The organism is Micromonospora sp. IBSANI012, from assembly GCF_052814045.1.
Window position 1 is genome coordinate 3,911,110 of sequence record NZ_CP199933.1, and the last position, 22,395, is coordinate 3,933,504.

19 protein-coding genes and 1 pseudogene are annotated in these 22,395 nt (G+C 76.0%); 8 read left to right on the forward strand and 12 right to left on the reverse strand.

From position 1 onward, the window contains the following. The first annotated feature begins 174 nt into the window (after window positions 1-174). Genes ACTWM8_RS18085 through crcB form a run of 8 tightly spaced genes read left to right on the forward strand, consistent with a single transcriptional unit; the run spans window position 175 to window position 8,388 of the window. The gene (locus ACTWM8_RS18085) at window positions 175-1,323 is read left to right on the forward strand and encodes an ABC transporter substrate-binding protein (RefSeq protein WP_446210054.1); all 1,149 of its coding nucleotides are present in this window, start codon (window positions 175-177) and stop codon (window positions 1,321-1,323) included. Between the two features lie 10 nt (window positions 1,324-1,333). Continuing rightward, window positions 1,334-2,203 (forward strand): branched-chain amino acid ABC transporter permease, encoded by an 870-nt coding sequence (locus tag ACTWM8_RS18090; RefSeq protein ID WP_446210055.1) that lies wholly within the window; start codon window positions 1,334-1,336, stop codon window positions 2,201-2,203. Next, window positions 2,203-4,140 (forward strand): branched-chain amino acid ABC transporter ATP-binding protein/permease, encoded by a 1,938-nt coding sequence (locus ACTWM8_RS18095; RefSeq protein WP_446210056.1) that lies wholly within the window; start codon window positions 2,203-2,205, stop codon window positions 4,138-4,140. Before ACTWM8_RS18090 ends, ACTWM8_RS18095 begins: the two co-directional genes overlap by 1 nt. After that, window positions 4,140-4,871, forward strand: coding sequence for an ABC transporter ATP-binding protein (locus ACTWM8_RS18100; RefSeq protein ID WP_446210057.1), 732 nt, complete (start codon window positions 4,140-4,142; stop codon window positions 4,869-4,871). The genes ACTWM8_RS18095 and ACTWM8_RS18100 overlap by 1 nt, the downstream gene beginning before the upstream one ends. A 25-nt stretch (window positions 4,872-4,896) precedes the next feature. After that, complete coding sequence (locus ACTWM8_RS18105; protein WP_446210058.1) at window positions 4,897-5,865, forward strand: MBL fold metallo-hydrolase; 969 nt, start codon at window positions 4,897-4,899, stop codon at window positions 5,863-5,865. Next, window positions 5,862-7,508, forward strand: coding sequence for an FAD-dependent monooxygenase (locus tag ACTWM8_RS18110; protein WP_446210059.1), 1,647 nt, complete (start codon window positions 5,862-5,864; stop codon window positions 7,506-7,508). Before ACTWM8_RS18105 ends, ACTWM8_RS18110 begins: the two co-directional genes overlap by 4 nt. A gap of 41 nt (window positions 7,509-7,549) precedes the next feature. Continuing rightward, on the forward strand, window positions 7,550-8,029 hold the full coding sequence (locus tag ACTWM8_RS18115; protein WP_446210060.1) for a FluC/FEX family fluoride channel: 480 nt from the start codon (window positions 7,550-7,552) through the stop codon (window positions 8,027-8,029). Next, on the forward strand, window positions 8,026-8,388 hold the full coding sequence (crcB, locus tag ACTWM8_RS18120; protein ID WP_446210061.1) for a fluoride efflux transporter CrcB: 363 nt from the start codon (window positions 8,026-8,028) through the stop codon (window positions 8,386-8,388). Before ACTWM8_RS18115 ends, crcB begins: the two co-directional genes overlap by 4 nt. A gap of 114 nt (window positions 8,389-8,502) precedes the next feature. Here crcB and cobA read toward each other — a convergent pair whose 3' ends face one another. From cobA to ACTWM8_RS18180, 12 genes and pseudogenes are all read right to left on the reverse strand, one after another. Then, window positions 8,503-10,176 carry a uroporphyrinogen-III C-methyltransferase gene (gene cobA, locus ACTWM8_RS18125; protein WP_446210062.1) on the reverse strand — a complete coding sequence of 558 codons (1,674 nt, stop codon included), beginning with the start codon at window positions 10,174-10,176 and terminating at the stop codon, window positions 8,503-8,505. Then, the gene (locus ACTWM8_RS18130) at window positions 10,173-10,769 is read right to left on the reverse strand and encodes a precorrin-8X methylmutase (protein WP_446210063.1); all 597 of its coding nucleotides are present in this window, start codon (window positions 10,767-10,769) and stop codon (window positions 10,173-10,175) included. Before ACTWM8_RS18130 ends, cobA begins: the two co-directional genes overlap by 4 nt. Beyond that, on the reverse strand, window positions 10,766-11,851 hold the full coding sequence (locus tag ACTWM8_RS18135; RefSeq protein ID WP_446210064.1) for a HoxN/HupN/NixA family nickel/cobalt transporter: 1,086 nt from the start codon (window positions 11,849-11,851) through the stop codon (window positions 10,766-10,768). The genes ACTWM8_RS18130 and ACTWM8_RS18135 overlap by 4 nt, the downstream gene beginning before the upstream one ends. Beyond that, complete coding sequence (locus ACTWM8_RS18140) at window positions 11,848-12,039, reverse strand: 4Fe-4S binding protein (RefSeq protein WP_446210065.1); 192 nt, start codon at window positions 12,037-12,039, stop codon at window positions 11,848-11,850. The genes ACTWM8_RS18135 and ACTWM8_RS18140 overlap by 4 nt, the downstream gene beginning before the upstream one ends. Further along, on the reverse strand, window positions 12,027-13,772 hold the full coding sequence (cobJ, locus tag ACTWM8_RS18145; RefSeq protein ID WP_446214589.1) for a precorrin-3B C(17)-methyltransferase: 1,746 nt from the start codon (window positions 13,770-13,772) through the stop codon (window positions 12,027-12,029). Before cobJ ends, ACTWM8_RS18140 begins: the two co-directional genes overlap by 13 nt. 185 nt (window positions 13,773-13,957) lie before the next feature. Beyond that, window positions 13,958-15,301, reverse strand: a complete 1,344-nt coding sequence (cbiE, locus tag ACTWM8_RS18150) for a precorrin-6y C5,15-methyltransferase (decarboxylating) subunit CbiE (RefSeq protein ID WP_446214590.1) — start codon at window positions 15,299-15,301, stop codon at window positions 13,958-13,960. Window positions 15,302-15,306: 5 nt separating this feature from the next. After that, complete coding sequence (locus ACTWM8_RS18155; protein WP_446210066.1) at window positions 15,307-16,458, reverse strand: cobalt-precorrin-5B (C(1))-methyltransferase; 1,152 nt, start codon at window positions 16,456-16,458, stop codon at window positions 15,307-15,309. Next, on the reverse strand, window positions 16,455-17,285 hold the full coding sequence (cobM, locus tag ACTWM8_RS18160; RefSeq protein WP_446210067.1) for a precorrin-4 C(11)-methyltransferase: 831 nt from the start codon (window positions 17,283-17,285) through the stop codon (window positions 16,455-16,457). Before cobM ends, ACTWM8_RS18155 begins: the two co-directional genes overlap by 4 nt. Next, window positions 17,282-18,034 (reverse strand): precorrin-2 C(20)-methyltransferase, encoded by a 753-nt coding sequence (cobI, locus tag ACTWM8_RS18165; protein ID WP_446210068.1) that lies wholly within the window; start codon window positions 18,032-18,034, stop codon window positions 17,282-17,284. Before cobI ends, cobM begins: the two co-directional genes overlap by 4 nt. Next, window positions 18,031-19,392 carry a cobyrinate a,c-diamide synthase gene (locus ACTWM8_RS18170; protein WP_446210069.1) on the reverse strand — a complete coding sequence of 454 codons (1,362 nt, stop codon included), beginning with the start codon at window positions 19,390-19,392 and terminating at the stop codon, window positions 18,031-18,033. The genes cobI and ACTWM8_RS18170 overlap by 4 nt, the downstream gene beginning before the upstream one ends. Beyond that, on the reverse strand, window positions 19,389-20,000 hold the full coding sequence (cobO, locus tag ACTWM8_RS18175) for a cob(I)yrinic acid a,c-diamide adenosyltransferase (RefSeq protein ID WP_446210070.1): 612 nt from the start codon (window positions 19,998-20,000) through the stop codon (window positions 19,389-19,391). Before cobO ends, ACTWM8_RS18170 begins: the two co-directional genes overlap by 4 nt. Window positions 20,001-20,089: 89 nt before the next feature. Further along, window positions 20,090-22,359, reverse strand: a pseudogene (locus ACTWM8_RS18180) (putative cobaltochelatase); the annotation flags it as partial. Window positions 22,360-22,395: the final 36 nt, after the last annotated feature.

Here is a 22,395-nt window from a genome sequence, read left to right on the forward strand (position 1 = left end):
TTTCTCGTTCGGGCCCTTGTGTGCCCGGCCACATCATAATAGCCTCTCGACTCAATATCAGAACAGGGTGTTCGATTATCGGACGCCCTCGTGGCGGCGCAGCCCGGTGGACCCCCCGACCGGAGCCGCGACCAGAGGGAGCGAGTGATGGCCAGGACCCGCAGGGTCGGTGTCATGACAGCGGCGGCGGCGCTGCTGCTCACCATCGCCGGGTGTGCCGAGAAGGACGCCACCGGAGGCGGCGGCGACAGCAGCGGCCCGATCAGGATCGGCGCGGTGCTCGACATCACCGGCGCCGGCGCGAGCCTCGGCGTACCCGAGCGCAAGACGCTGGAGCTGCTGACCAGGCAGGTGAACGAGGCCGGCGGCATCAACGGCCGCAAGGTCGAGCTGATCGTCGAGGACAACCAGTCCACCGAGGACGGCGCCGCCAAGGCGATGAACGAGATGGTCGGCAAGAAGGTCGACATCGTGCTCGGCGCCAGCCGTACCGGCCCGAGCCTGGCGATGCGGCCGGTGGCGGAGTCGAGCAAGACCCCGATGATCTCGCTCGCGGCGAACGTCAAGGTCACCAAGGATGCCACCTGGGTCTTCAAGACGGCACAGAACGACGCCGTCGTGCTGGAGAACATCGTCGACCACGCCAGGTCCAAGGGCTGGAAGACCATCGGCCTGCTGCGGGACGCGTCCGGATACGGCGAGGGCGTGGCGGAGACCCTCACGGAGCTCGGCAAGGCCGACGGGATCTCGGTGGTGAAGGTCGAGAAGTTCGCCCCGGACGCCACCGACTTCACCGCCCAGATGATCAACATCCGCAACGCCAAGGCGGACATGAACCTCATCTGGGGCATCCCCCCGGCGGCCGGGCTCGCCCAGAAGGCCTACCGGCAGCTCAACATCAGCGCTCCCGTCGTGCAGAGCCACGGCATCGGCAACCAGATCTTCCTGGACAGCGCCGGTAGCACGGCGGACGGCCTGGTGGCCCCGCTGGGCCGGCTCCTGATCGCCGACCAGCTGCCCGATAGCGACCCGCAGAAGCCGGTGCTCACCAAGTTCCTGGCCGACTACCAGCAGGCCTACCAGGAAAAGCCGTCCACCTTCGCCGGGCACGCGTACGACTCCTTCCAGCTCGCGGTGGACGCGTTCAAGACGGTCGGCACCGACAAGCAGAAGGTCCGCGACCACCTGGAGAAGGTCGACGGATTCGTCGGCATCACCGGCGTCTACAAGATGACGCCGGAGGACCACTCCGGCCTGACCAAGCAGGCCCTGGAGCTGGTCACCGTCTCCGGGGGCAAGTGGCAGATCCTGCAGGACAAGTAGCCCCCCGACGATGAGCGATCTACTCCAACTCCTCCTGGCTGGCGCCTCCATGGGCGCCGTCTACGCCCTGATCGCGATGGGCTTCGTCGCGATCTACACGGTCAGCGAAGTCATCAACCTGGCCCAGGGCGAACTCGTGGCACTGGCGGGGCTGGTCGCGATCAGCGCGACGGGCAGCGGGATGCCGCTGCCCGTCGCCATCGTGCTGGCCGTCGTCACCGTCGTGATCGTGGGCGCGCTGCTGCAGCGGCTGGTGATCGCCCCGGTCAAGCGCATGACCACGCTGCTGTCGATCATCCTGACGCTGGGCGTCTCCACCGCGCTCAAGGCCGCCATGCTGCTGGTCTGGGGGCCGGAGGCGCGTGGCCTCACCCCGTTCCCCGGCAGCGACTTCACCGTCTTCGGCGTCGCGGTGCGCGCCCAGTACCTGTGGATCCTCGCCGTCACCGCCGTCGCCGCGGTCGCCGTGAGCTGGTTCTACGAGCGGACCCTCGCCGGCAAGGCGTTGCGGGCGTGCGCCGAGCAGGCAACCGCCGCGCGGCTGGTCGGCATCTCCATCTCCCGGGCGTCGCTGGTCTCCTTCGGCATCGCCGGGCTGCTCGCCGGGGTCGCCGGAGTGCTCGCCAGCCCGGTCTACTTCAGCGCCTGGGACTCCGGTCTCACGCTCGGGCTCAAGGGCTTCGTCGCGGCCACGCTCGGCGGGCTGACCTCGATCCGGGGCGCGATCGCCGGCGCCCTCCTGCTCGGGATCCTCGAGTCGCTGGTCGCCGGCTACGTCGACTCCGGCCTGCGCGACGCGGTCGCGTTCATCGTCCTGATCGTCGTCCTGGTGGTGCGCCCAGGCGGCATCCTCCGGCAGCGCGCCGTGGCGAGGGTGTGATGACGGTACGCGTACCGCGTCCCCGCGGTGGGACCCCGAGCACCCGGGCGCGCTCCCGGGGCCTCGGCCGAGGAGAACTGACCGGCTTCCTCGTCCTGGCGCTGCTGCTGGCGGCCTTCCCGCTGCTGGCCTCCGAGTCGCTGGTCAACGTCGGGGTGTACGCGCTGATCTACGGGCTCGCCGGGATCGGTCTGACCCTGCTCATGGGGCTGGCCGGGCAGGTCAGCCTCGGGCAGGCCGCCTTCTTCGCCATCGGCGCGTACGGGCAGGCGGTGCTGGTCACCCGGTACCACCTGCCGATGGTGGCCGCGGCGGTCATCGCGGTGGGCCTGGCCATGCTCGCGGCGCTGTTGGTGGGCCTGCCGCTGCTGCGACTGCGCGGGCACTACCTGGCACTGGCCACGCTGGGGCTGGGCATCATCGTCACCGTCGCCGCCACCGAATCCGAGTTCCTCGGCGCCACCTCGGGCATTTACGGCATCGACAAGCCGACCTTCGGCGGGCGCCGCTACGACAGTCCCGCCGAGTACTTCTGGCTGCTCGCCCCGGTCGTCTTCCTGGCGCTGCTGCTGGCCCGCAACATCGTCGCCGGGCGGATCGGCCGCGCCCTCGGCGCGGTCAACGACTCCGAGGTCGCCGCCGAGTGCCTGGGTGTCGACACGTTCCGCCTGCGGTTGCAGGTCTTCGTGCTCTCCGCCGGCTTCGCCGGCCTGGCCGGCGTCGCGTACGTGCACTGGATCGGGGTGGTCAACCCGAACGCGGCGAACTTCCCGCTGTCGGTGGAGTTCCTGCTGATGTCCGTGCTCGGCGGCCTGGGCAGCGTGTGGGGCGCGATCATCGGCGCGTTCTCGGTCGAACTGCTCGACGAGGGGCTGCGCAGCCTCATCCCCACGCTGCTCCCCGGCGCGCAGGGCGAGGTGCAGCTGATCGGGTTCGGCGTGGTGCTCACCGCGGTGATCCTGTTCGTACCGGGCGGCATCCACGACGTGTGGCGGCGGCTGCTCGCCCGCTTCCGGCGTCCGGCGCCGGCCACCGGCGAACCGGCCGCGGTCGGGGCCGACGTCGAGGTGGACACCTCGCCACTGCTCGCCCGGGAGGGCCGGCCCGCCGCGGGTGAGCCGCTGCTGGAGGTCCGCGACCTGACCCGCCGCTTCGGCGGCGTGACCGCCGTGGACGGGGTGTCCTTCGACGTGCGGGCCGGCGAGATCTTCGCCCTGATCGGCCCGAACGGCGCCGGGAAGACCACCTGCTTCAACATGATCAGCGGGGTCCTGGCGCCGTCAGCGGGCTCGGTGCGACTCGGCGACACCCGCATCGACGGGCGGAAGCCCCACGTCTTCGCCCAGGCCAGGGCGACGCGGACCTTCCAGAACCTGCAGATCTTCCGCTCCACCACGGTACGCGGCAACGTGTCGGTCGGTCGCCACCTGCGCAGCGGCGCGGGCATACTGCGCGCCGCGCTGTCCTTCCCGGCCCGCGCCGAGGAACGCGAGATCCGGCGTTCCGTCGACGACCTGCTCGCCCTCACCGGCCTGGCGGCGGACGCCGACCGGCCGGCGGCGGACCTGCCGTTCGGCCGGCAGCGGCAACTCGAGATCGCCCGGGCCCTCGCCGTCGAACCGGATCTGCTGCTGCTCGACGAGCCGATGGCCGGCCTGTCCGGCGCGGAGCGGCACGACCTGGTCCGGTTGCTGCGCCGGCTGCGCGCCGGCGGCATGGCGATCGTGCTGGTCGAGCACGACGTGGAGGCGGTGCTCGCCCTCGCCGACCGGGTCGCGGTGCTCGACGACGGACAGCTGATCGCCCTCGGGACGCCGGACGAGGTGCGGCAGGATCCGGCGGTGCTGGCCGCCTACCTCGGGGTGGACGACGATCAGGAGGAGCCGGTGCCGGCGGCGACCGGCGACGGCGAACGGGCCCGAAAGGACGGTGCGTGATGCTGGAGATCTCCGGGCTGTGCGCGGGATACGACAAACTCCAGGTCCTGCACGAGATCGACCTCGCCGTCGCCGACGGTCGACTGCTCGCCGTCATCGGGTCCAACGGCGCGGGCAAGAGCACGCTGCTGCGGGCGCTCTCCGGGCTGCTGCGCCCCACGGCCGGCCGGATCACCCTGGCCGGGCGGGACCTCACCGGGCTGAGCGCCGAGGCGATCGCCGCGGCCGGGTTGGCCCACGTACCCGAGAACCGCCTGGTCTTCCCGTCGCTCACGGTGTCGGACAATCTCGCGCTGGGCGGCTGGACCCGGCGCCGCGACGGGAAGGCCGTCGCCGCCCGCCGGGCCCGGGTGCTGGAGCTGTTTCCGCGGCTGGCCACCCGGCTCGACCAGCCGGCCGGCACGCTCAGCGGCGGCGAGCAGCAGATGGTGGCGATCGGGCGGGGCCTGATGGCCGGGCCGAAGGTGCTCGTCCTCGACGAGCCGAGCCTCGGGCTGGCGCCCCGGCTGGTCGGGGAGATCTTCGCCGCGCTCGCCCGGCTGAAGACCGAGCACGAGCTCGCCATCGTGCTGGTGGAGCAGAACGCCCGGGCCGCGTTCCGGGTCGCCGACGAGGTGGTCGTCATGGACCGGGGACGGGTGGTCGCCACCGGCTCGCCCGCCGCGCTCGCCGACGACGACCGGGTCCGCTCCGCGTACCTCGGTGGCAACTACTCGACCGCGACGTCCTGACGTCGACCGACAAAAAGGAGAGCCCGTGACTTCCGTGGCCAAGCCGTTCGCCTCGTCGGCGGATGTGCAGGAGAAGACCGAGACCCTCGAGGTGATCGCCGACGGGGTGTACGCCCTCACCGCCGAGGGCGACCCGAACGTCGGCGCGATCGAGGGCGAGGACTTCGTCGTCGCGTTCGAGGCCCGGGCCACGCCGGTGATGGCCCGCCGGTGGCTGGACCAGCTCCGCGAGCACACCGACAAGCCCGTCAAGTACCTGGTGCTCTCCCACTACCACGCGGTACGGGTGCTCGGCGCGTCCGCGTTCGACGCCGACGTGGTCATCGCCCACGACCAGACCCGGCGGCTCATCGCCGAGCGCGGCCGTGCGGACTGGGAGTCCGAGCGGGGCCGGATGCCGCGGCTCTTCACCGGGGAGGCGAGCATTCCCGGTCTGACCTGGCCGGACCTCACCTTCACCGACCAGCTCACCATCGACCTCGGCGGCGACCGCGGCGAGGTGGTGCTGCAGTACTGCGGCCGGGGGCACACCGCCGGTGACATCGTGCTGTGGCTGCCCCGGCAGCGGGTGCTGTTCGCCGGTGACCTCGTCGAGGCGCAGGCGGCGCTCTACACCGGGGACGCCTTCCACGCCGACTGGTCCACCGGCACCCTGGACCGGGTACGCGAGCTCGGGGCGGAGGCCCTGGTCGGCGGCCGGGGCGCGGTGGCGCTCGGGCGGGCGGCCGTCGACGCCGCCATCGACCAGACCCGGGACTTCCTGCTGGTGATGCGGGAGAAGGTGGGCGAGGTGCACGCCGCCGGCGGCTCACTCAGGGACGCCTTCCAGGCCACCCACGCCGCGCTGGCTCCCCGGTACGGGCGGTGGCCCATCTTCGAGCACTGCCTGCCGTTCAACGTGCAGCGGCTGTGGGACGAACTGGACGGTGTCGACTGGCCGCGGGTCTGGACGGCCGAGCGGGACCGTGAGGTGTGGAACGAGCTGCAGGGATGAGCAGCCTGGAGGTGGACCGGGTCGTCGTGATCGGCGCCGGCCCGGTCGGCCAGACGGCCGCCCTGCTGCTGGCCCGGTGGGGCGTACCGGTCACCGTGCTCGACGCGCGCCCGAGCCGGGACGAGGTCGGGTCGAAGGCGATCTGCCAGCAGCGCGACGTGCTGGACGTGTGGGAGGCGGTGGGCGCGGGCCGGTCGATCGCCGAGGCGGGCGTCACCTGGGAACGCGCCCGCACGTACCACCGGGACGCGGAACTGTTCTGCCTGACCTTCGCCGACCGTGGCCGGTCCCCGTTCCCGCCGTTCGTCAACGTCTCGCAGTGCTACACCGAGCGGGTCCTCGACCAGCGGATCGCTGCGACCCCGGCGATCGAGGTGCGCTGGGGGCACGAGGTCACCGGGATCAGCCAGGACGCGAACGGGGTGACGGTGACCTGCCGTACCGGGGACGGGGAGCGGCGGGTGCGAACGCCGTACGTCCTGGCCTGCGCCGGTGCCCGGGGGGACGCGGTCCGGCGGATGTTGGGGGTGACCTTCGCGGGCCGGTCCTTCGACGACCAGTTCCTGATCTGCGACATCCGGGCCGACCTCGGCGAGTGGGCGAACGAGCGGCGGTTCTACTTCGACCCGGCGTGGAACCCGGGCCGCCAGGTGCTCATCCACCCCTGCCCGGACTCGACGTACCGGATCGACTGGCAGGTGCCGGCGGACTTCGACCTGGACCGGGAACGGCGCAGCGGCGCGCTCGACCGGCGGATCCGGCAGGTGATCGGCGACCAGCCGTACGAGGTGGTGTGGTCGTCGGTCTACCGGTTTCATTCCCGGCTGGTCGACCGGATGCGGGTCAGGCGGGTGCTGCTCGCCGGTGACTGCGCCCACCTGGTGGCCCCGTTCGGCGCGCGGGGGCTGAACTCGGGCGTGCAGGACGCCGAGAACGCGGCCTGGAAGGTCGCCTTCGTGCTGCGTGGCTGGGCGCCACCGGCGCTGCTGGCGACCTACGAGGCGGAACGGCGCGCGGCTGCGGCGGAGAACCTCGCCGTCACCAGCGCCACCATGGACTTCCTGGTCCCGCAGGACGAGCCGGCGCGGCAGCGGCGGCAGGACGTGCTGGAGCGGGCGCTGACCGATCCGGCGGTCCGCGGCGAGGTCGATTCCGGCCGGCTGGCCGAGCCCTACTGGTACGTAAACTCTCCCCTCACCACCCCACACCCGGGCCGGCCCTTCCCCGGCCGGCCACCGCGCGGGGAGGCGCCGCCGGTCGTCCCCGGGGTGCTGGTCCCCGACGCGCCGGTGACCGTCCCCGACCGACCCGAGGTGACCCGGCTGCGCGAGCTCGTCCGCGACGGCGTGCTGGTGCTCACCACCGCGCCGGACCGGCTCGACGCCGTGCCGGACGCGGCGCGGCCGGCGCCGGTGCGGGTGCTGGCGATTCCGGAGATCGACCCCACCGGGCTGCTCGCCGAAGCGCTGGCGGCGCGGGCCGGGGAGGCGCTGGTGATCCGGCCGGACGGGCACCTCGCCGCCGTGGTCCGGTCCGACGACGTGGCGGCGGTCACCGCCGCGGTACGCCGTGCGCTCGGGCGCACCCTGCCCCGGCAGCGGGTCGTGCCGTCCCGCGCGGGCGACGAGGCACCGGCCGGTTAGCGGCCGCTCCCGCCGGGCGGCGGCTATGCTCGGCGCCGACCATGACACCACCCGAGTTCCGCGTCGACCCCGACGTCGACCTGCGCGTACCCGCCGACCGGGGCGAGCTGGCCGCCCATCCGGCGGCGGTGCTCGCCGCCATCGCTGCCGGGGGCGTGCTCGGCGCGCTGGCCCGGACCGGCCTGCAGGCGGCGTTCCCGCACCCGCCCACCGGATTCCCGTGGGCCACCTTCGGCATCAACGTGGCCGGCTGCCTGCTGATCGGCCTGCTGATGGCGGTGATCACCGCCCGCCCGACCGGCCCGCTGGTCCGGCCGTTCCTCGGTGTCGGGGTGCTCGGCGGCTTCACCACCTTCTCCACGTACGTGGTGGACGCGCAGCGGGCGGTGGCCGCCGGGGCGCCGGGCACCGCGCTGGCGTATCTGGCGGCGACCCTGGTCGGGGCGCTGCTGGCGGCCTGGACCGGGGACGCGGTGGCCGGCCGGCTGCTGGCCCGGGCCGGGCGCGGGGAGCCCCGATGACCGTCCTGCTGATCGCGATCGGGGCCGCGCTGGGCGCCCCGCTGCGCTACCTGACCGACCGGGCGGTGCAGGCCCGGCACGGCTCCCCCTTCCCGTGGGGCACGCTGACCGTCAACGTGGTCGGGTCCCTGCTGCTCGGCGCGGTGGCCGCGGTGCCGGCCGCCCCGGCGGTGACCGCGCTGCTGGGCACCGGCTTCTGCGGCGCGCTGACCACCTGGTCCACCTTCGGCTACGAGACGCTGCGGCTGGCCCGCGCCGGCGCCCGGCGGCACGCGCTGGCCAACGTGCTGCTCAGCGTGGCCGCCGGGCTGGCCGCCGCGACCCTCGGCTATGCGGTGGGCCGGGCGCTGGCGGGCTGACACCGACGGGGCCCCGTTGGGTAGACCACGGCGACCCGGCCCACCCGGTTCGGGGCAGCCGGTCGGGTGGGCCACGGCGACCCCGGCCCAGCCGGTCGGGCCGCCGGTCCGGGACTACGGAGCCGGCCGGGCGGGCCGGTCCAGCCCGACCACCGGGCCCACCACGAAGACGGCCGGCGGCCGGACGTCCTCCCGGGCCGCCAGCTCGCCCACCTCGTCCAGCCGGGACGACAGCGACCGCTGACCCGGCTGGCCGGCGTCCTGCACCAGCAGGACCGGGGTGTGGGCCGCCCGGCCGTGCTCGACCAGCACCGCCGCGATCTTCGGCACCGTGTCGACCGCCATCAGCAGCACCAGGGTGCCCCGGGCCCGGCCCAGCGCCGCCCAGTCCACCAGGGACTCCGGGTGCCCGGGCGGCAGGTGGCCGGAGACGACGGTGAACTCGTGCGCGACCCCCCGGTGGGTGACCGGCACACCGGCCAGGGCCGGCGCGGCGACCGCGCTGCTCACCCCGGGCACCAGCACCGTCTGCACCCCGGCCGCCGCGCAGGCCTGGACCTCCTCGTGACCCCGGCCGAAGACGTACGGGTCGCCGCCCTTGAGCCGGACCACCCGCCGGCCGGCGCGGGCGTGCGCGATCAGGGTGTCGTTGATGCTGTCCTGCCCCATCGACGGCCCGCGCGGCATCTTCGCCGCGTCGACCACCAGCACCCCGGGGCGCAGCCCGGCGAGCAGGCCCTGCGGGGCCAGCCGGTCGGCCACCACCACGTCCGCGGCGTCCAGCAGCGCCCGCCCCCGTACCGTGATCAGGTCGTCCGGGCCGGGCCCGCCGCCCACCACGGCGACCTGCCCCGGGCGCAGGCTGGGGCCCTGGCCGTGCTGGTGGTGCCCGTGGTGCTGGTGCCCGTCGTGGTGGTGGTGATGGTGGCCGCCCACCGGGTCGTCGGGGTGGTCGTGCGGGGTCTGCGGCCGGCCCACCTTGTCGGCGAAGCCCGGCATCAGCACCCGGTACGCGCAGGTGTCGCAGTTCATCCGGATGTCCCCGCGCAGCGCCTCGGCGTGCCGTTCCAGCACCAGGTCGGCCAGCGCGTCGCAGTCGCCGATCAGGTCGGCCACCCGCACGTCCAGGTCGGGGTGGGCGGCGGCGAACTCGGTCGACCGGGCGACGATCCGGTCCGGCAGCACCCCGGCGAAGAGGAAGTACGGGGCGACCACGATCCGCCGGGCGCCGAGCCGGCGCAGCCGCTCCAGCACCGCCGGCACGGACGGCTCGGCCAGGGAGACGAAGCCCGGTTCGACCCCGGCGTAGCCGCGCCCCTCCCAGAGCAGCCGGGCCACCTTCGCCACCTCGGCGTTGGCGTCCGGGTCGGTGGAGCCCCGGCCGATCAGCGCCACCCAGGTGCCGGCCCGGTCGGCCCCGGCCAGGGCGGCGTCGATCCGCTCCGCCAGGGCGGTGAGCAGCAGCGGGTGCGGCCCGAGCGGCCGCCCGTAGCGGTAGGTCAGGCCGGGGTGGCGCTCCTGCTCGCGGGCCATCGCGGCGGGGATGTCGCCCTTGCCGTGCCCGGCGGCGGTGAGCACCAGCGGCAGCGCCACCAGCGACCGGTGGCCCCGGCCGGCCAGCGCGCCGACCGCGTCGGTCAGCGGCGGGCGGGACAGCTCGATGAAGCCGCCCTCGACGTCGCCGACGCTGCTGGCGGCGCGCCGCCGGACCCGGTCGACGAGCGCGGTGAACTGGTCGACCCCGGCCGCGCTGCGCGTGCCGTGCCCGACGATGACCAGCGCGGTCATGGCGCCTCCTCCTGGTACAGCAGGGCGTTGAGCGCGGCGGCGGCGACCGCCGAGCCGCCCTTCTCGCCGACGTTGGACACGGCGGGCAGGCCGCTGGCCCGCAGCGCCGCCTTGCTCTCGGCCGCGCCGACGAAGCCGACCGGCAGCCCGACCACCAGGGCGGGCGCCGCGTCGAGGGTGATCAGTTCGGCCAGCGCGGTCGGCGCGCAGCCGACCACCCAGACGGCGCCCGGCCCGACCCGGTCCAGGGCGATGCGCACCGCCGCCGCGGAGCGGGTCAGGCCGGTGTCGCGGGCCAGCGCGGCGGCGGCCGGCTCGGCGACCGGGCAGACGATGTCCCGACCGGCCCCGGTGATCCCGGCGGCGACCATCCAGACGTCGGCCACGATGGGCGCGCCGGCGCGCAGCGCGGCCAGCCCGCCTTCCAGCGCCGCCTCGTCGCAGACCAGCTCGGTGACGTAGTCGAGGTCGGCGCTGGCGTGCACCACCCGCTCGGTGACCGCCCGGCTCAGCGGTGGCAGGTGGCGCAGGTCGACCCGGTCCCGCAGGATGCGGTACGACTCCTGCTCGATGGGGTGCACGACGCGGGTCACAGGTGCTCCTCGGCCGCGCCGCCGTAGCGCCGGTCGTGGCCGCGCAGCTTCCACAGCACCACCGCGCCGACCCAGGCCAGCACGAAGAGCAGCACCACCGCGTAGCCGAGCTGTTCGAAGTGGTCGCCCAGCGCGGCGTACCCGGACAGCGCGGTCAGCCCGAGCTGGTCGACCAGCAGGCTGGCCAGGTAGACGCTGGCGACCAGCGCGCCGACCAGCACGGTCATCCCGGTGGTGGCCAGGTTGTACCAGAGCCGCCGGGCCGGATGCCGGTACGCCCACGAGTACGCGCGGGCCATCAGCAGGCTGTCGGCGGTGTCCATGGCGGACATCCCGGCGGCGAAGAGCAGCGGCAGGGTGAGCAGGGCCAGCACCGGCAGGCCACCGCCGGCGGCGGTGCTCGCCGACAGCGACAGCAGGGTGACCTCGCTGGCGGTCTCCAGCCCCAGGCCGAAGAGGAAGCCGACCGGGGCCATGTGCCAGGAGGAGCGGACCAGCGACCGGGCGCGGGAGCCGAGGATCCGGTGCACCAGGCCCCGGTTGAGCAGCAGCAGGTCCAGTTCGGACTCGTCCAGCGCGCCGGCGCGCAGCCGCCGCCACAGCTTCGCCATCCCGGCCAGTACCGCCGCGTTGAGCACCGCCACCAGCAGCAGGAACGCGGTGGCGGTGGCCGCCGCGACCACGGCGCCGACCTCGCGGATCCCGGCCAGGCCGCCGTCGGTCATGGTGGCCGAGGCGAGCCCGATCACCAGGGCGAGCAGCAGCACCACCGCGCTGTGCCCGAGGGCGAAGAAGAAGCCGACGCCGACCGCCCGGCGGCCACGCAGCAGCATCAGCCGGGTGGTGTCGTCGATCGCGGCGATGTGGTCGGCGTCGAAGGCGTGCCGCACCCCGAGCAGGTACGCGAGGGCGCCGGCGCCGGCCAGCCCGCCGGCCGCCGCCGGCTGGTCGTTCCAGTACAGGTAGAGGCTCCACCCGGCGACGTGCAGGGCGGCGACGGCGGCCACCACGCCGCCGAGGCGTACCCGCTCGGCGCGACTCCACCGGCCGACGGGCGGGGCGGCGGTCGAGGTCGAAGTCATCGGTCTCCTCGTGGTTCGGCGGTGGCGCGGATCGCGTCCACCGGGCAGATCTCCAGGCACTCCAGGCAGCCGGTGCAGCGGTCGTCGCGGACGGTGAGGCCGCCGGGCGTCGGCCGGATGGCGTGCGTCGGGCAGGTGAGCAGGCAGGCGCCGCAGCCCTGGCAGGCGCCGATAATCACCGCCGCCACCGGTACCCCCTGGGCGTGACCATCCGGCCGGCGACCAGCCGGGTCTGGGTGCTGCCGACGACCACCACGCCGTACATGTCGACCACGGCCGGGTCGAAGGTGGCCAGGGTGGCCAGGTGGACCCGTTCGCCGGCGCGGCTGGCGTTGCGCACCACGCCGACCGGGGTGCCCGGCGGGCGGTGCGCGGCGAACAGCTCCAGCGCCGCGCCGAGCTGCCAGTCCCGGGCCCGGCTGCGCGGGTTGTAGAGCAGCGCCACCAGGTCCGCCTCGGCGGCGGCGGTGATCCGCCGGACGATGACCTCCCACGGGGTGTGCAGGTCGGACAGGCTCACATAGACGTGGTCGTGCCCGAGCGGCGCGCCGAGCAGCGCGGAGGCGGCCAGCCCGGCGGTCACCCCGGGCACGCCGACCACGTCGACGCGGGCGTCGGCGTACTCCAGGGCGGGGCTGGCCATCGCGTACACCCCGGCGTCGCCGGAGCCGATCAGCGCGACCGCGTGACCGGCGGTGGCCTCGGCGACGGCGGCGCGGGCCCGCTCCTCCTCCGCGCCGAGCCCGCTGGCGAGCACCCGGGTGCCCGGCCGCAGCAGGTCGCGGACCTGCGCGACGTACTGGTCGAGGCCGACGACCACGGCGGCCCGGCGCAGCTCGGCCACCGCGCGCGGGGTGCGCAGGTCGGGCGCGCCGGGGCCGAGCCCGACGATCGCCAGCCGGCCGCGCGGGGCGTGCCGTGCGACGGCGACCGTCGCCATCGCCGAGGCGGTCTTCGGCACCAGCAGGGTGGCGTCGCCGCCGCGCAGCGCCGCGGCCTCCGCGACGCTGGGCGTGCCGACGGCGGCGCGGACCACCTCGCTGGGGTGCGGCACGTCGACGGCGGCCAGCTCGGCCGCCGGCCAGGTCCGCAGGGGTACGCCGAGCGCGCGGGCGGTGTCCACGATGCCCGCCTCGTCGGCCTTGAGGTCGACGCTGGCCAGGCAGCGCAGGCTGGCCTCGGCCAGCCCGGCCCCGGCGAGCGCCCGGCGCAGCAGCCCGGCCACCTCGGCGGCGGCCACGCCCCGGCTGGAGCCGATCCCGGCGACCAGGGACGGCGGGCGCAGCACGGCGGTCCGCCCATCCAGCGGAACGACCCGGTCGGTGACCAGCAGCCGGTACCCGCCGTCCGGCGCGTCGGCGCGCACGTTGTCGGGCAGCGGCGGCAGCGGCCAGGTGGCGTCGGCGTCGAGGCGGACCGGCTCGCCGTCGAGGATCGCCCGGGAGACGGCGGCCACCGCCCCCTCGACCGGCCAGCCGAGGGTGTCCAGGCCGGGCAGGCCGACCGCGTCGGTGGCGGTGGTGACCACCGGGCGGGCGGCGAGCAGCGCGGCCACCTCGGCGGCGAGGGCGTTGGCGCCGCCGGCGTGCCCGCCGAGCAGCGCGACGGCGTGCCGGGCGGCCTCGTCGACGACCACCACGGCCGGGTCGGTGCGCTTGTCGCCGAGCAGCGGCGCGAGGATCCGGACCACCGCCCCGGTGGCCAGGAACGCCACCACCGCGTCGCACTGCGCCCAGGCCGTCCGCAGCGCGTCGGCGACTGTCTCTCCCGGGATCTCTTGGGCGTGCGGCCAGGCCTCGGCGAGGGTCCGGGCGTGCCGCCGCCCGGCGGCGGTGGCGGCGACCAGCCCGACGGTGCCGGGGCCGGTCGGGGGGCCTGCCGTCGCACTCGCGGTGGCGGCATCGGTCGCGGCCCCGGCCATGCCGGGCGCTGTGTCCGTCAGGTCGGGCGCGGTGGCCGTCAGGTCGGGCGTGGTGGCCGTCAGGTCGGGCGCGGTGGCACCCGAGCCGGTAGCGGTGGCGGGGCCGGTCGGGGCGGTGTCGGGTGGTGCGGTCTGGTGCACGTGCGCTCCCCGCGAGGGTCCGGTGTGGTGGGTGGGTGGTCTGGTCACCGGCGCTCCCCGGTCAGCACGACCACCGGGTTGGTGGCGGCCAGCCGCAGTGAGCCGCCGGGCAGGTCGGCGAGGCGGGCGGCGGCGAGCTGGCTGCCCTCGACCGCGTAGCCGGCGTCGCGCAGCAGGTGCACGGCCGGGGCGACCCGGTCCAGCGCGGCGAGGGTGACCACCACCCGGTCCGGCTGGCGGGCGGCCACCGCGGCGAGCACGTCCGTGCCCCCGCCGCCGACGAAGACGGCGTCCGGGTCGGGCAGCCCGCGCAGCGCCTCGGGGGCGTGACCGGTCACCAGCCGGACGTCGACGCCGTGCCGGGCGGCGTTGGCCCGCACGGGTGCCTGCGGGTCGCGTTCCACCGCGATCACGGCCGCGCCGAGCAGGGCGCACTCGATGCCCACCGAGCCGCTGCCGGCGCCCACGTCCCAGACCAGCCGGCCGAGCCGAGGGCGCAGCCGGGCCACCGCGAGGGCGCGTACCTCCGCCTTGGTGATCATCGAGTCGCGGTGGGCGTAGGCGGACTCCGGCAGCGCCCAGCCGCCGGCCGGCGCGGCGGCCGGCTGGTTGTCCGTGCGCATCCCGGCCCCGGCGTCCGCGTCACCGGCAGTCGGGGCGAGGCTGAGCAGGACGTGGGGGTCGGCCCAGCGGCGGCCGGCCGCCTCCTCCGGTCTGGTCCAGGTCACCCGCTCGTCGGGCGTGCCCAGGTGCTCGGCCACCATGAGCCGGCGGGACCAGCCGACCAGGCCCGCCCCGAGCTCGGCCGCCCCGGCGCCGGGCGCGGTGAGCACCGCGACGGCGGGCAGCGCGCGGCAGGCGTTGAGCGCCGGCCGGGGGTCGCGCCCGTGGGCGGTGACCACCGCCGCGCCGTCCCAGGGCAGTCCGGCCCGGGCGAACGCGGCAGCCACGCTGGAGACCGCGGGCAGCACCCGCAGCGGCAGCCCGGCCGCCCGTAGCCGCCGGACGATGCCGAAGAAGCCGGGGTCGCCACTGGCCAGCACGACGGCGTGCTCGCCGGCGGCGACGGCGGCGCGCAGCCGGTCCAGGGCGGGGGCGAGCGGCCCGAGGGTCACGGTCGGGCAGCCGGGCGGCACCGGCACGGCGGCGAGGTGCCGGGCCGCCCCGACCACCAGCCCGGCCGCGGCGAGCGCCTCGGCCAGCCCGGGGTGCGCCGGCCGACCGGCGGCGTCGATCCCCACCACGGTCACGGCTGCGCCGGAAGAAAGGTCTTCGGTGAGCGGTATTCCTGTCAGGCATAAATATGACTGGGAGTCATATCGGTCGCCGGTGGATCGCCGGGGCCGGCCACCACCCTGAGTGACCGGCTCACCGTTCCGCGACGGCATGGCGCTCATGCCGCCCACCGGCCCGAGGAGGCGACGACCCGGGAGCCGGCGAAGTCGACCATGGCCACGTCGACGGTGACCGCCCGCTCGGCGAAGCGGAGCAGCACCTGCCGGACCCGGTGGCAGAGCAGGTCCCCGGCGGGACCGAGCAGGCCGGCGGCCTCCCACAGCTCGTACGCGTGCCGCCCGGTGTTCGCCGCGGTGACCGCCGCGACCAGGTCGGCGTCGCCGCCGGCCTCGGCGGTGACCGCGCCGAGCAGCGACAGGTCCACCTTGGAGCGGGTGTAGTGGGTCATCAGGATGCCGGCGGCGAGCTTGGCCAGCTTGCCGGCCATCCCGACGAAGACCACCCCGGTCATTCCGTCGCCGACGGCGGCGGTGACCGCGGCGCCGGTGAAGTCGCCGACCTCGACGAAGCACACCTCGGGCAGCTCCGGCAGCAGGTCCCGGGCGGCCCGCTCGGTCCGCCCGCCGGTGCAGAGCACCACGGTGGACTCGCCCTGGGCGGCCATCACGTGCACCGCCTGCACCACGCTGGCCCGCCAGGAGGCGGTGGAGAAGGGCCGGACGATCCCGGTGGTGCCGAGAATCGAGATGCCGCCGAGGATGCCGAGCCGCCGGTTGGTGGTCTTGCGGGCCATCACCTCGCCGCCCGGCACGCTGATCACCACCCGGACGCCGACCTCGGTCAGGTCGACCACCTCGGCCACCGCCTGGCCGATCATCCGGCGCGGGGTCTCGTTGATCGCCGGGCCGCCGACGGCGAGGCCGAGCCCCGGCTTGGTGACGGTGCCGACGCCGGGGCCGCCGGCGAGGTCCAGGCCGGGCTCGGCGCGCCAGCCGACGGTGGCGGTGAGGTGCGCGCCGTGGGTGACGTCGGGGTCGTCGCCGGCGTCCTTGACCACCACCGCCTCGGCGCGCGCCTGGGGCGCCGGAGTGAGGTCGCACCGGGCGACCGGGAAGCTGACCCGCCGGCCGCCGGGCAGCCCGATCTCCACCTCCGGCTGCGGCACGCCGGTGACCAGGGCGGTCACCGCTGCCTTGGCCGCCGCCGTCGCGCAGGCGCCGGTGGTCCAGCCGGTACGCAGCGCGGTGGGCCGGACCTTCGCGGTACGCGGCAGGTCCGGCTCACGCAGCGGGGGCTCGGCGTACGTCACCGGGTGCCGTCCCCCGACCCGGCGGCGCGGGCGCGGCGCAGCGCGGCGCGGGCGGCCGGCTCGGCCCGGCGGAAGGTGTGGAAGTGCCCGGGGTGGTAGAGGTGCGAGCGGGTGCCGGTGGCGGCGAGCGCGGGCCCGACCAGGAAGAGGGTGTGCTTCCAGAGCCGGTGCTCCTTGACGGTGGCCTCCAGGTCGGCCAGCGCGCAGCGCACCACCAGCTCGTCCGGCCAGGTCGCCTGGTACGCCACCACGACCGGGGTGTCCGCCGGGTAGCCGCCGGCGAGCAGCTCGGCCTGCGCCTGCCCGGAGCGGGCGGCGGAGAGGAACAGCGCCATGGTGGTGCCGTGCCGGGCGAAGTCGCGGACCCGCTCCCCCGGCGGCATCGGCGTCTTGCCGCCTTCGAGGCGGGTGAGGATCACCGACTGGGCCACCTCGGGGATGGTCAGCTCCCGGCCGACGATGGCCGCCACGGCGGTGAACGAGGACACCCCGGGCACGATCTCGACGGCCAGGTCGAGCGCCCGGCAAAGGTCGAGCTGCTCCTGCACCGCGCCCCAGAGCGCCGGGTCGCCGGAGTGGATCCGGGCCACGCTCAGCCCCTCGGCGGCGGCCCGCCGGTACAGCGGCAGCACCCCCTCGATGGGCAGCTGCGAGGAGTCGACGATCTCGGCGTCGGCGCGGGCGTGGGCGAGGACGTCGGCGTGCACCAGGCTGGCCGCCCAGATCACCACGTCGGCGGCGCCGATCACCCGGGCGGCGCGCAGGGTGAGCAGGTCGGCCGCGCCGGGTCCGGCCCCGACGAACCAGACCTTTCCGGTGCTCGTCACAGTTTTCCTCCCCGGCGATCCCGGCGCGCCGGGACCAGCAGTGTCGACAGGTACGGCAGGTCGTCGGCGGCGGTGTCGACCGGCCCGATCCGCTCCCCGGGCAGGCCGACCGACCGGCCGAGCACGGCGTCCGGCAACCGGTCGTGGCGGCGCAGCTCGTCGACCAGCTCGGGGTGCCGCCGCCAGCCCTTGTAGACGACGACGGTGCCCGGCCCGGCCAGTGCGTCGGAGACGAGCGCCAGCCCGGCGGTGGCCGGCAGCAGGGTGAGCGGTTCGCGGCCCTCGCAGAGCGGCACGCCGCTGCGCGCGGCCAGCTCCTGCATGGCGGTGACCCCGGGCACGGTGCGCACCTCGACGGCCGGCCGCAGCGCCCGGACGCTCTGCGCCAGGTAGCCGAAGGTGGAGTAGACGTTCGGGTCGCCGATGGTGGCGAAGGCGATCGAGGCGGCGCCGCCGTCGAGGGCGGCCACCACGGCCCGGGCGGCGGCGTCCCAGGCCCGCTCCCGACGGGCGGTCACCCCGCCCCGGTCGTCCAGGGCGAACGGCAGCCGGCGCAGCCGGTCCGCGTCGACGTGCGCGAGCACGGTGGTCTCGGCCCGGCCCGGGGGCGCGTCGCCGTCCGCGGCCAGCCGGTCCATCACCGGTACGACCACCAGGTCGGCCTCGCGCAGCACCCGCACCGCCTTGAGGGTGAGCAGTTCGGGGTCGCCGGGGCCGACACCCACCCCGGTCAGCGTCGGCGCGCTCACCGGGCGGCCGCCTCGACCAGGCGGCGGGCGGCCGACGGGTGCGCCGCCCAGTGGGTGTGCAGGTAGGAGGCGTGCACCCGGCCGTCGACGAAGCCGTGCCGGCCGCCGTCCCAGCGCCACGCCGCCCGCTCCCCGTGGCCGGGGTCGGTGGCGGTGCGGTGGAACTCGTGGCCGCGGACCGGCTCGCCGGCCCGGTGCGGCGGGGAGTCGGCGGCGGCCACGGCCTCCCGGTAGCCGAGGGTGAGCGTGCCGGTCATCCGGGCGGCGTGCGGCAGCCGCCCGCACATCGGCACCCCGTCGAGGGAGCGCCCGAGGTAGAGCAGGCCGGCGCACTCGGCGACGATCGGCCCGTCGAAGTCGGCCAGTTCGGCGCGGAGCGCGGAGTTGGCCGCGAGGGCCTCGACGTGCACCTCGGGAAAGCCGCCGCCGACGACCACGGCACGGGTGCCGGCGGGCAGGGCGGGGTCCCGCAGCGGGTCGAAGCGGACCACGGTGGCGCCGGCCGCGGCGAGCAGTTCGGTGGTCTCGGCGTACGAGAAGGTGAAGGCCGGGCCGCCGGCCACCGCGACGACCGGACGGTCCCGGCCGGCGGGGCCGCCGACGGCCTTGGCCGGGTCCCAGGCGGGGACGGTCAGCGGCGGCGCGGTCCGGGCGAGGGCGAGCACCGCGTCGAGGTCCACGGTGGACTCGACCAGTTCGGCTAGGGCGTCGACGACGGCGAGCGACTCGGGGGCCCGTTCGGCGACCGGCACCAGCCCGAGGTGCCGCGACGGGGCGGTCACCTCGGCGGCTCGGGTGACCGCCCCGAGCACCGGTACGCCGACCTCGGCGAGGGCGTCGCGCAGCAGGGTCTCGTGCCGGGGCGAGCCGACCCGGTTGAGCACCACTCCGCCGATGCGCACGCCGGGGTCGAAGGCGCGCATGCCGAGCACCAGCGCGGCGGTCGAGCGGCCCTGCGTGGTGGTGTCGAGGACCAGCAGCACGGGCGCGGCGATCAGCCGGGCGACGTGCGCGGTGGAGGCGTACGACCGGCGGCCGACCGCGCCGTCGTGCAGCCCCATCACGCCCTCGACGACCGCCACGTCGGCGGGGGTGGGGACGCTCGCGCCGTGCCGCAGGAGCGGCGCGATCCGCTCCTCGCCGACCAGCCAGGGGTCGAGGTTGCGGCCGGGCCGGCCGGCGGCGAGGGCGTGGTAGCCGGGGTCGATGTAGTCGGGGCCGACCTTGTGCGGGCTGACGGTCAGGCCGCGCCGGCGCAGCGCGGCGAGCAGGCCGGTGGCAATGGTGGTCTTGCCGTGCCCGCTGGCCGGGGCGGCCACCACCAGCCGGGGCAGCGGCCACGGCGCGTCCGGGCTCACCACTCGATGCCCTTCTGACCCTTCTGGCCCGCGTCCATCGGGTGCTTGATCTTGGTCAGCTCGGCGACGAGGTCGGCGGCGGCGACCAGCCGCGGGTCGGCGTCCCGGCCGGTGATCACCACGTGCTGGAAGCCGGGGCGGGTGGCGAGGGTGTCGACGACCTCGTCGACGTCGACCCAGCCCCACTTCATCGGGTAGGTGAATTCGTCGAGCACGTACAGGCCATGGCGTTCGGCGGCCAGGTCGCGCTGGATCTGTCGCCAGCCCTCCAGGGCGTCGGCGGCGTGGTCGGCCTCGCCGCCGCGCTGGATCCACGACCAGCCCTCGCCCATCTTGTGCCAGGCGACCGGGGCGCCCTGGCCGGTGCGCTCGTGCACCTCGCCGAGGGCGCGGAAGGCGTTCTCCTCGCCGACCCGCCACTTGGCGCTCTTGACGAACTGGAACACCCCGATGGGCAGTCCGGCGGTCCAGGCGCGCAGCGCCAGCCCGAACGCGGCGGTGGACTTGCCCTTCATCTGTCCGGTGTGCACGATCAGCAGCGGGCGGTGGCGCCGCTGCCGGGTGGTCAGCCCGTCGGCGGGCACGGTGGACGGTTTGCCCTGCGGCATCAGGCGCTCCTTCTCGTCGTGGTGGCGGGTGCGGCCGCCGCGGTCGCGCAGTCGTGGTGGGTGCCGCCACGGCAGCCGCAGGCCGGACCGGTGGCGAGCTTCAGGAGGGGATCGGTGGCGACCGCGTCGAGGCGGTGGTGGTCGGCGCCGAGCTGGGCGGCGAGGCGACGGCCGAGGCCGAGCCGGACCGGGCCGGACTCGCAGTCGACGACCACGCTGGGCGCGCCGGTGGCGGCGAGCACCGCCGCGGCCCGGGCCGCCCGGTCCAGCGGGCGGTCCCCGGCGGTGGCCCGCCCGTCGGTGACGACCAGCACCAGCGGACGGCGCTTCGGGTCGCGCAGCCGCTCCACCCGCAGCAGCTCGGCGGCGGCGAGCAGCCCCTCCGCCAGCGGGGTGCGCCCGCCGGTGGGCAGCTCGGCCAGCCGGGTCGAGGCGGCCAGCACCGAGGAGGTGGCCGGCAGCAGGGTACGCGCGCCGGCGCCCCGGAAGGCGATCACGGCGACCTTGTCCCGGCGCTGGTAGGCGTCGGTGAGCAGGGCGAGCACCGCGCCCTTGACGGCGGACATCCGCTGCCGGGCGCCCATCGACCCGCTGGCGTCGACCACGAACAGCACGAGGTTGCCCTCGCGTCCCTCCCGGACCGCCTCACGCAGGTCGTCGGGGCGCAGCAGCAGCGGGCCGCCGCGCCGGCCCCGGCCCGGCTGGTGCGGGGCGGCGGCCCGCAGCGTCGCCGGCAGGTGCAGCGCCCCCGGCCGACCGGCCGGCACCCGCGCGCCGGTGGTCCGGCCGCGCCCGGTCCGGGCCCGGGAGCGCCGGCCCGGCACGCCGTCCCCGATCCCGGGCGCGGTGAGCAGCCGGGCCCGCAACCCACCCTGGGGTACGGCCACCGGCTGCGCCCCGCTCGCCGGCCGGCCCGCGCTCCGGCCCTCTCCCGCGTCGCCGTGGCCGTCGTCCGGCCCGCCGCCGTCGAGACCGCCGTCGAGACCGCCGTCGGGACCGCCGTCGGTACGGTCCGGCCACCGGTCGTCGTCCGCCGGCCAGCCGCCGTCACTGCGGCCGGCCGGGTCGGGGCGGTCGTTCCGTTCGCCGGAGCGTCCGTCGTCGTCGGTCTCGGTCGACCCGGGTTCGCCGCGCTCTGCCGGGCCCGAACCGCCGGGACCGTGGTCGTCGGCGTGGCCGCCGGCCGGCTGGCCTCCCCCGCCCCCGCCCGCGACGGGGCCGTCTGGACCGTCGTCGGGGCCGGGACCGCCGGGCGGGTCGTCGTCGGGCGGGTCGTCGTCCGGGTGCTCGTCCTGAGCCCGCCGCAACGCCTCGTCCAAGCGCTTCTCGTCCAGGTCGGGGCTGTCGAACGGGTCGCGGCGGCGGCGGTGCGGCAGCGCGAGCCGGGCGGCGACCCGGACGTCCTCGGCGCCCACCCGGTCCCGGCCCTGCCAGGCGGCGTGCGCGAGCGCGGTGCGGGCGGTGACGATGTCGGCGCGCATCCCGTCCACGTCGAACGCGGCGCACACCTCGGCGATCTGGCGCAGCGCGGCGTCGGGCAGCCGTACCCGGTCCAGCCGCCGCCGGGCGGCGGCGACCCGGCGGGCGATCTCGGCGTCGGCGTCGGCCCACCGGGCGGCGAACCCGACCGGGTTGGCGTCGGCGGCGAGCCGGCGGCGGACCACCTCGACGCGGACGGCCGGGTCGCGGCTGGCGCCCACGGCGACGGTGAGCCCGAACCGGTCGAGCAGCTGCGGGCGCAGCTCCCCCTCCTCCGGGTTCATCGTGCCGACCAGCAGGAACCGGGCGGCATGGCTGACCGAGACGCCTTCCCGCTCGACGTGGCAGCGGCCCATCGCGGCGGCGTCGAGCAGCAGATCGACCAGGTGGTCGTGGAGCAGGTTCACCTCGTCGACGTAGAGCACGCCGCGGTGGGCGGCGGCGAGCAGGCCCGGCTCGAAGGCGCGTACCCCCTCGCCGAGGGCCTTCTCCAGGTCGAGCGAGCCGACCACCCGGTCCTCGGCGGCGCCGACCGGCAGTTCGACCAGGCGGGCCGGGCGGCGCTCGGCCGCCGGCTCGGCCGGGTGCGGCCCGTCCGGGCAGGCGGGGTCGGCGGCGGCCGGGTCGCAGGCGAAGCGGCAGCCGGCGACCCGGTCGACCGGGGGCAGCAGCGACGCGAGGGCCCGCACGGCGGTGGACTTGGCGGTGCCCTTCTCGCCCCGCACCAGCACCCCGCCGATGGCCGGGGAGACGGCGTTGAGCAGCAGGGCCAGGCGCATGTCGTCCATGCCGAGCACCGCGCTGAACGGGTAGGCACTCACTGCGCCTCCTCCGATCGCGACTGCGGGGCTCGCAAGACCGGCTCACTCCTCGCGCTCACTGCGCCTCCTGCGATCGCGACTGCGGGGCTCGCAGA

Excerpts from the sequence above, each read along its gene's own strand:
- ACTWM8_RS18085 (WP_446210054.1), top strand. The coding sequence starts at position 175 with ATGACAGCGGCGGCGGCGCTGCTGCTCACCATCGCCGGGTGTGCCGAG.
- ACTWM8_RS18090 (WP_446210055.1), top strand. The coding sequence starts at position 1,334 with ATGAGCGATCTACTCCAACTCCTCCTGGCTGGCGCCTCCATGGGCGCC.
- ACTWM8_RS18095 (WP_446210056.1), top strand. The coding sequence starts at position 2,203 with ATGACGGTACGCGTACCGCGTCCCCGCGGTGGGACCCCGAGCACCCGG.
- ACTWM8_RS18100 (WP_446210057.1), top strand. The coding sequence starts at position 4,140 with ATGCTGGAGATCTCCGGGCTGTGCGCGGGATACGACAAACTCCAGGTC.
- ACTWM8_RS18110 (WP_446210059.1), top strand. The coding sequence starts at position 5,862 with ATGAGCAGCCTGGAGGTGGACCGGGTCGTCGTGATCGGCGCCGGCCCG.
- ACTWM8_RS18115 (WP_446210060.1), top strand. The coding sequence starts at position 7,550 with ATGACACCACCCGAGTTCCGCGTCGACCCCGACGTCGACCTGCGCGTA.
- crcB (WP_446210061.1), top strand. The coding sequence starts at position 8,026 with ATGACCGTCCTGCTGATCGCGATCGGGGCCGCGCTGGGCGCCCCGCTG.
- cobA (WP_446210062.1), bottom strand. The coding sequence starts at position 10,176 with ATGACCGCGCTGGTCATCGTCGGGCACGGCACGCGCAGCGCGGCCGGG.
- ACTWM8_RS18135 (WP_446210064.1), bottom strand. The coding sequence starts at position 11,851 with ATGACTTCGACCTCGACCGCCGCCCCGCCCGTCGGCCGGTGGAGTCGC.
- cobJ (WP_446214589.1), bottom strand. The coding sequence starts at position 13,772 with ATGGCCGGGGCCGCGACCGATGCCGCCACCGCGAGTGCGACGGCAGGC.
- cbiE (WP_446214590.1), bottom strand. The coding sequence starts at position 15,301 with ATGCCGTCGCGGAACGGTGAGCCGGTCACTCAGGGTGGTGGCCGGCCC.
- cobO (WP_446210070.1), bottom strand. The coding sequence starts at position 20,000 with ATGCCGCAGGGCAAACCGTCCACCGTGCCCGCCGACGGGCTGACCACC.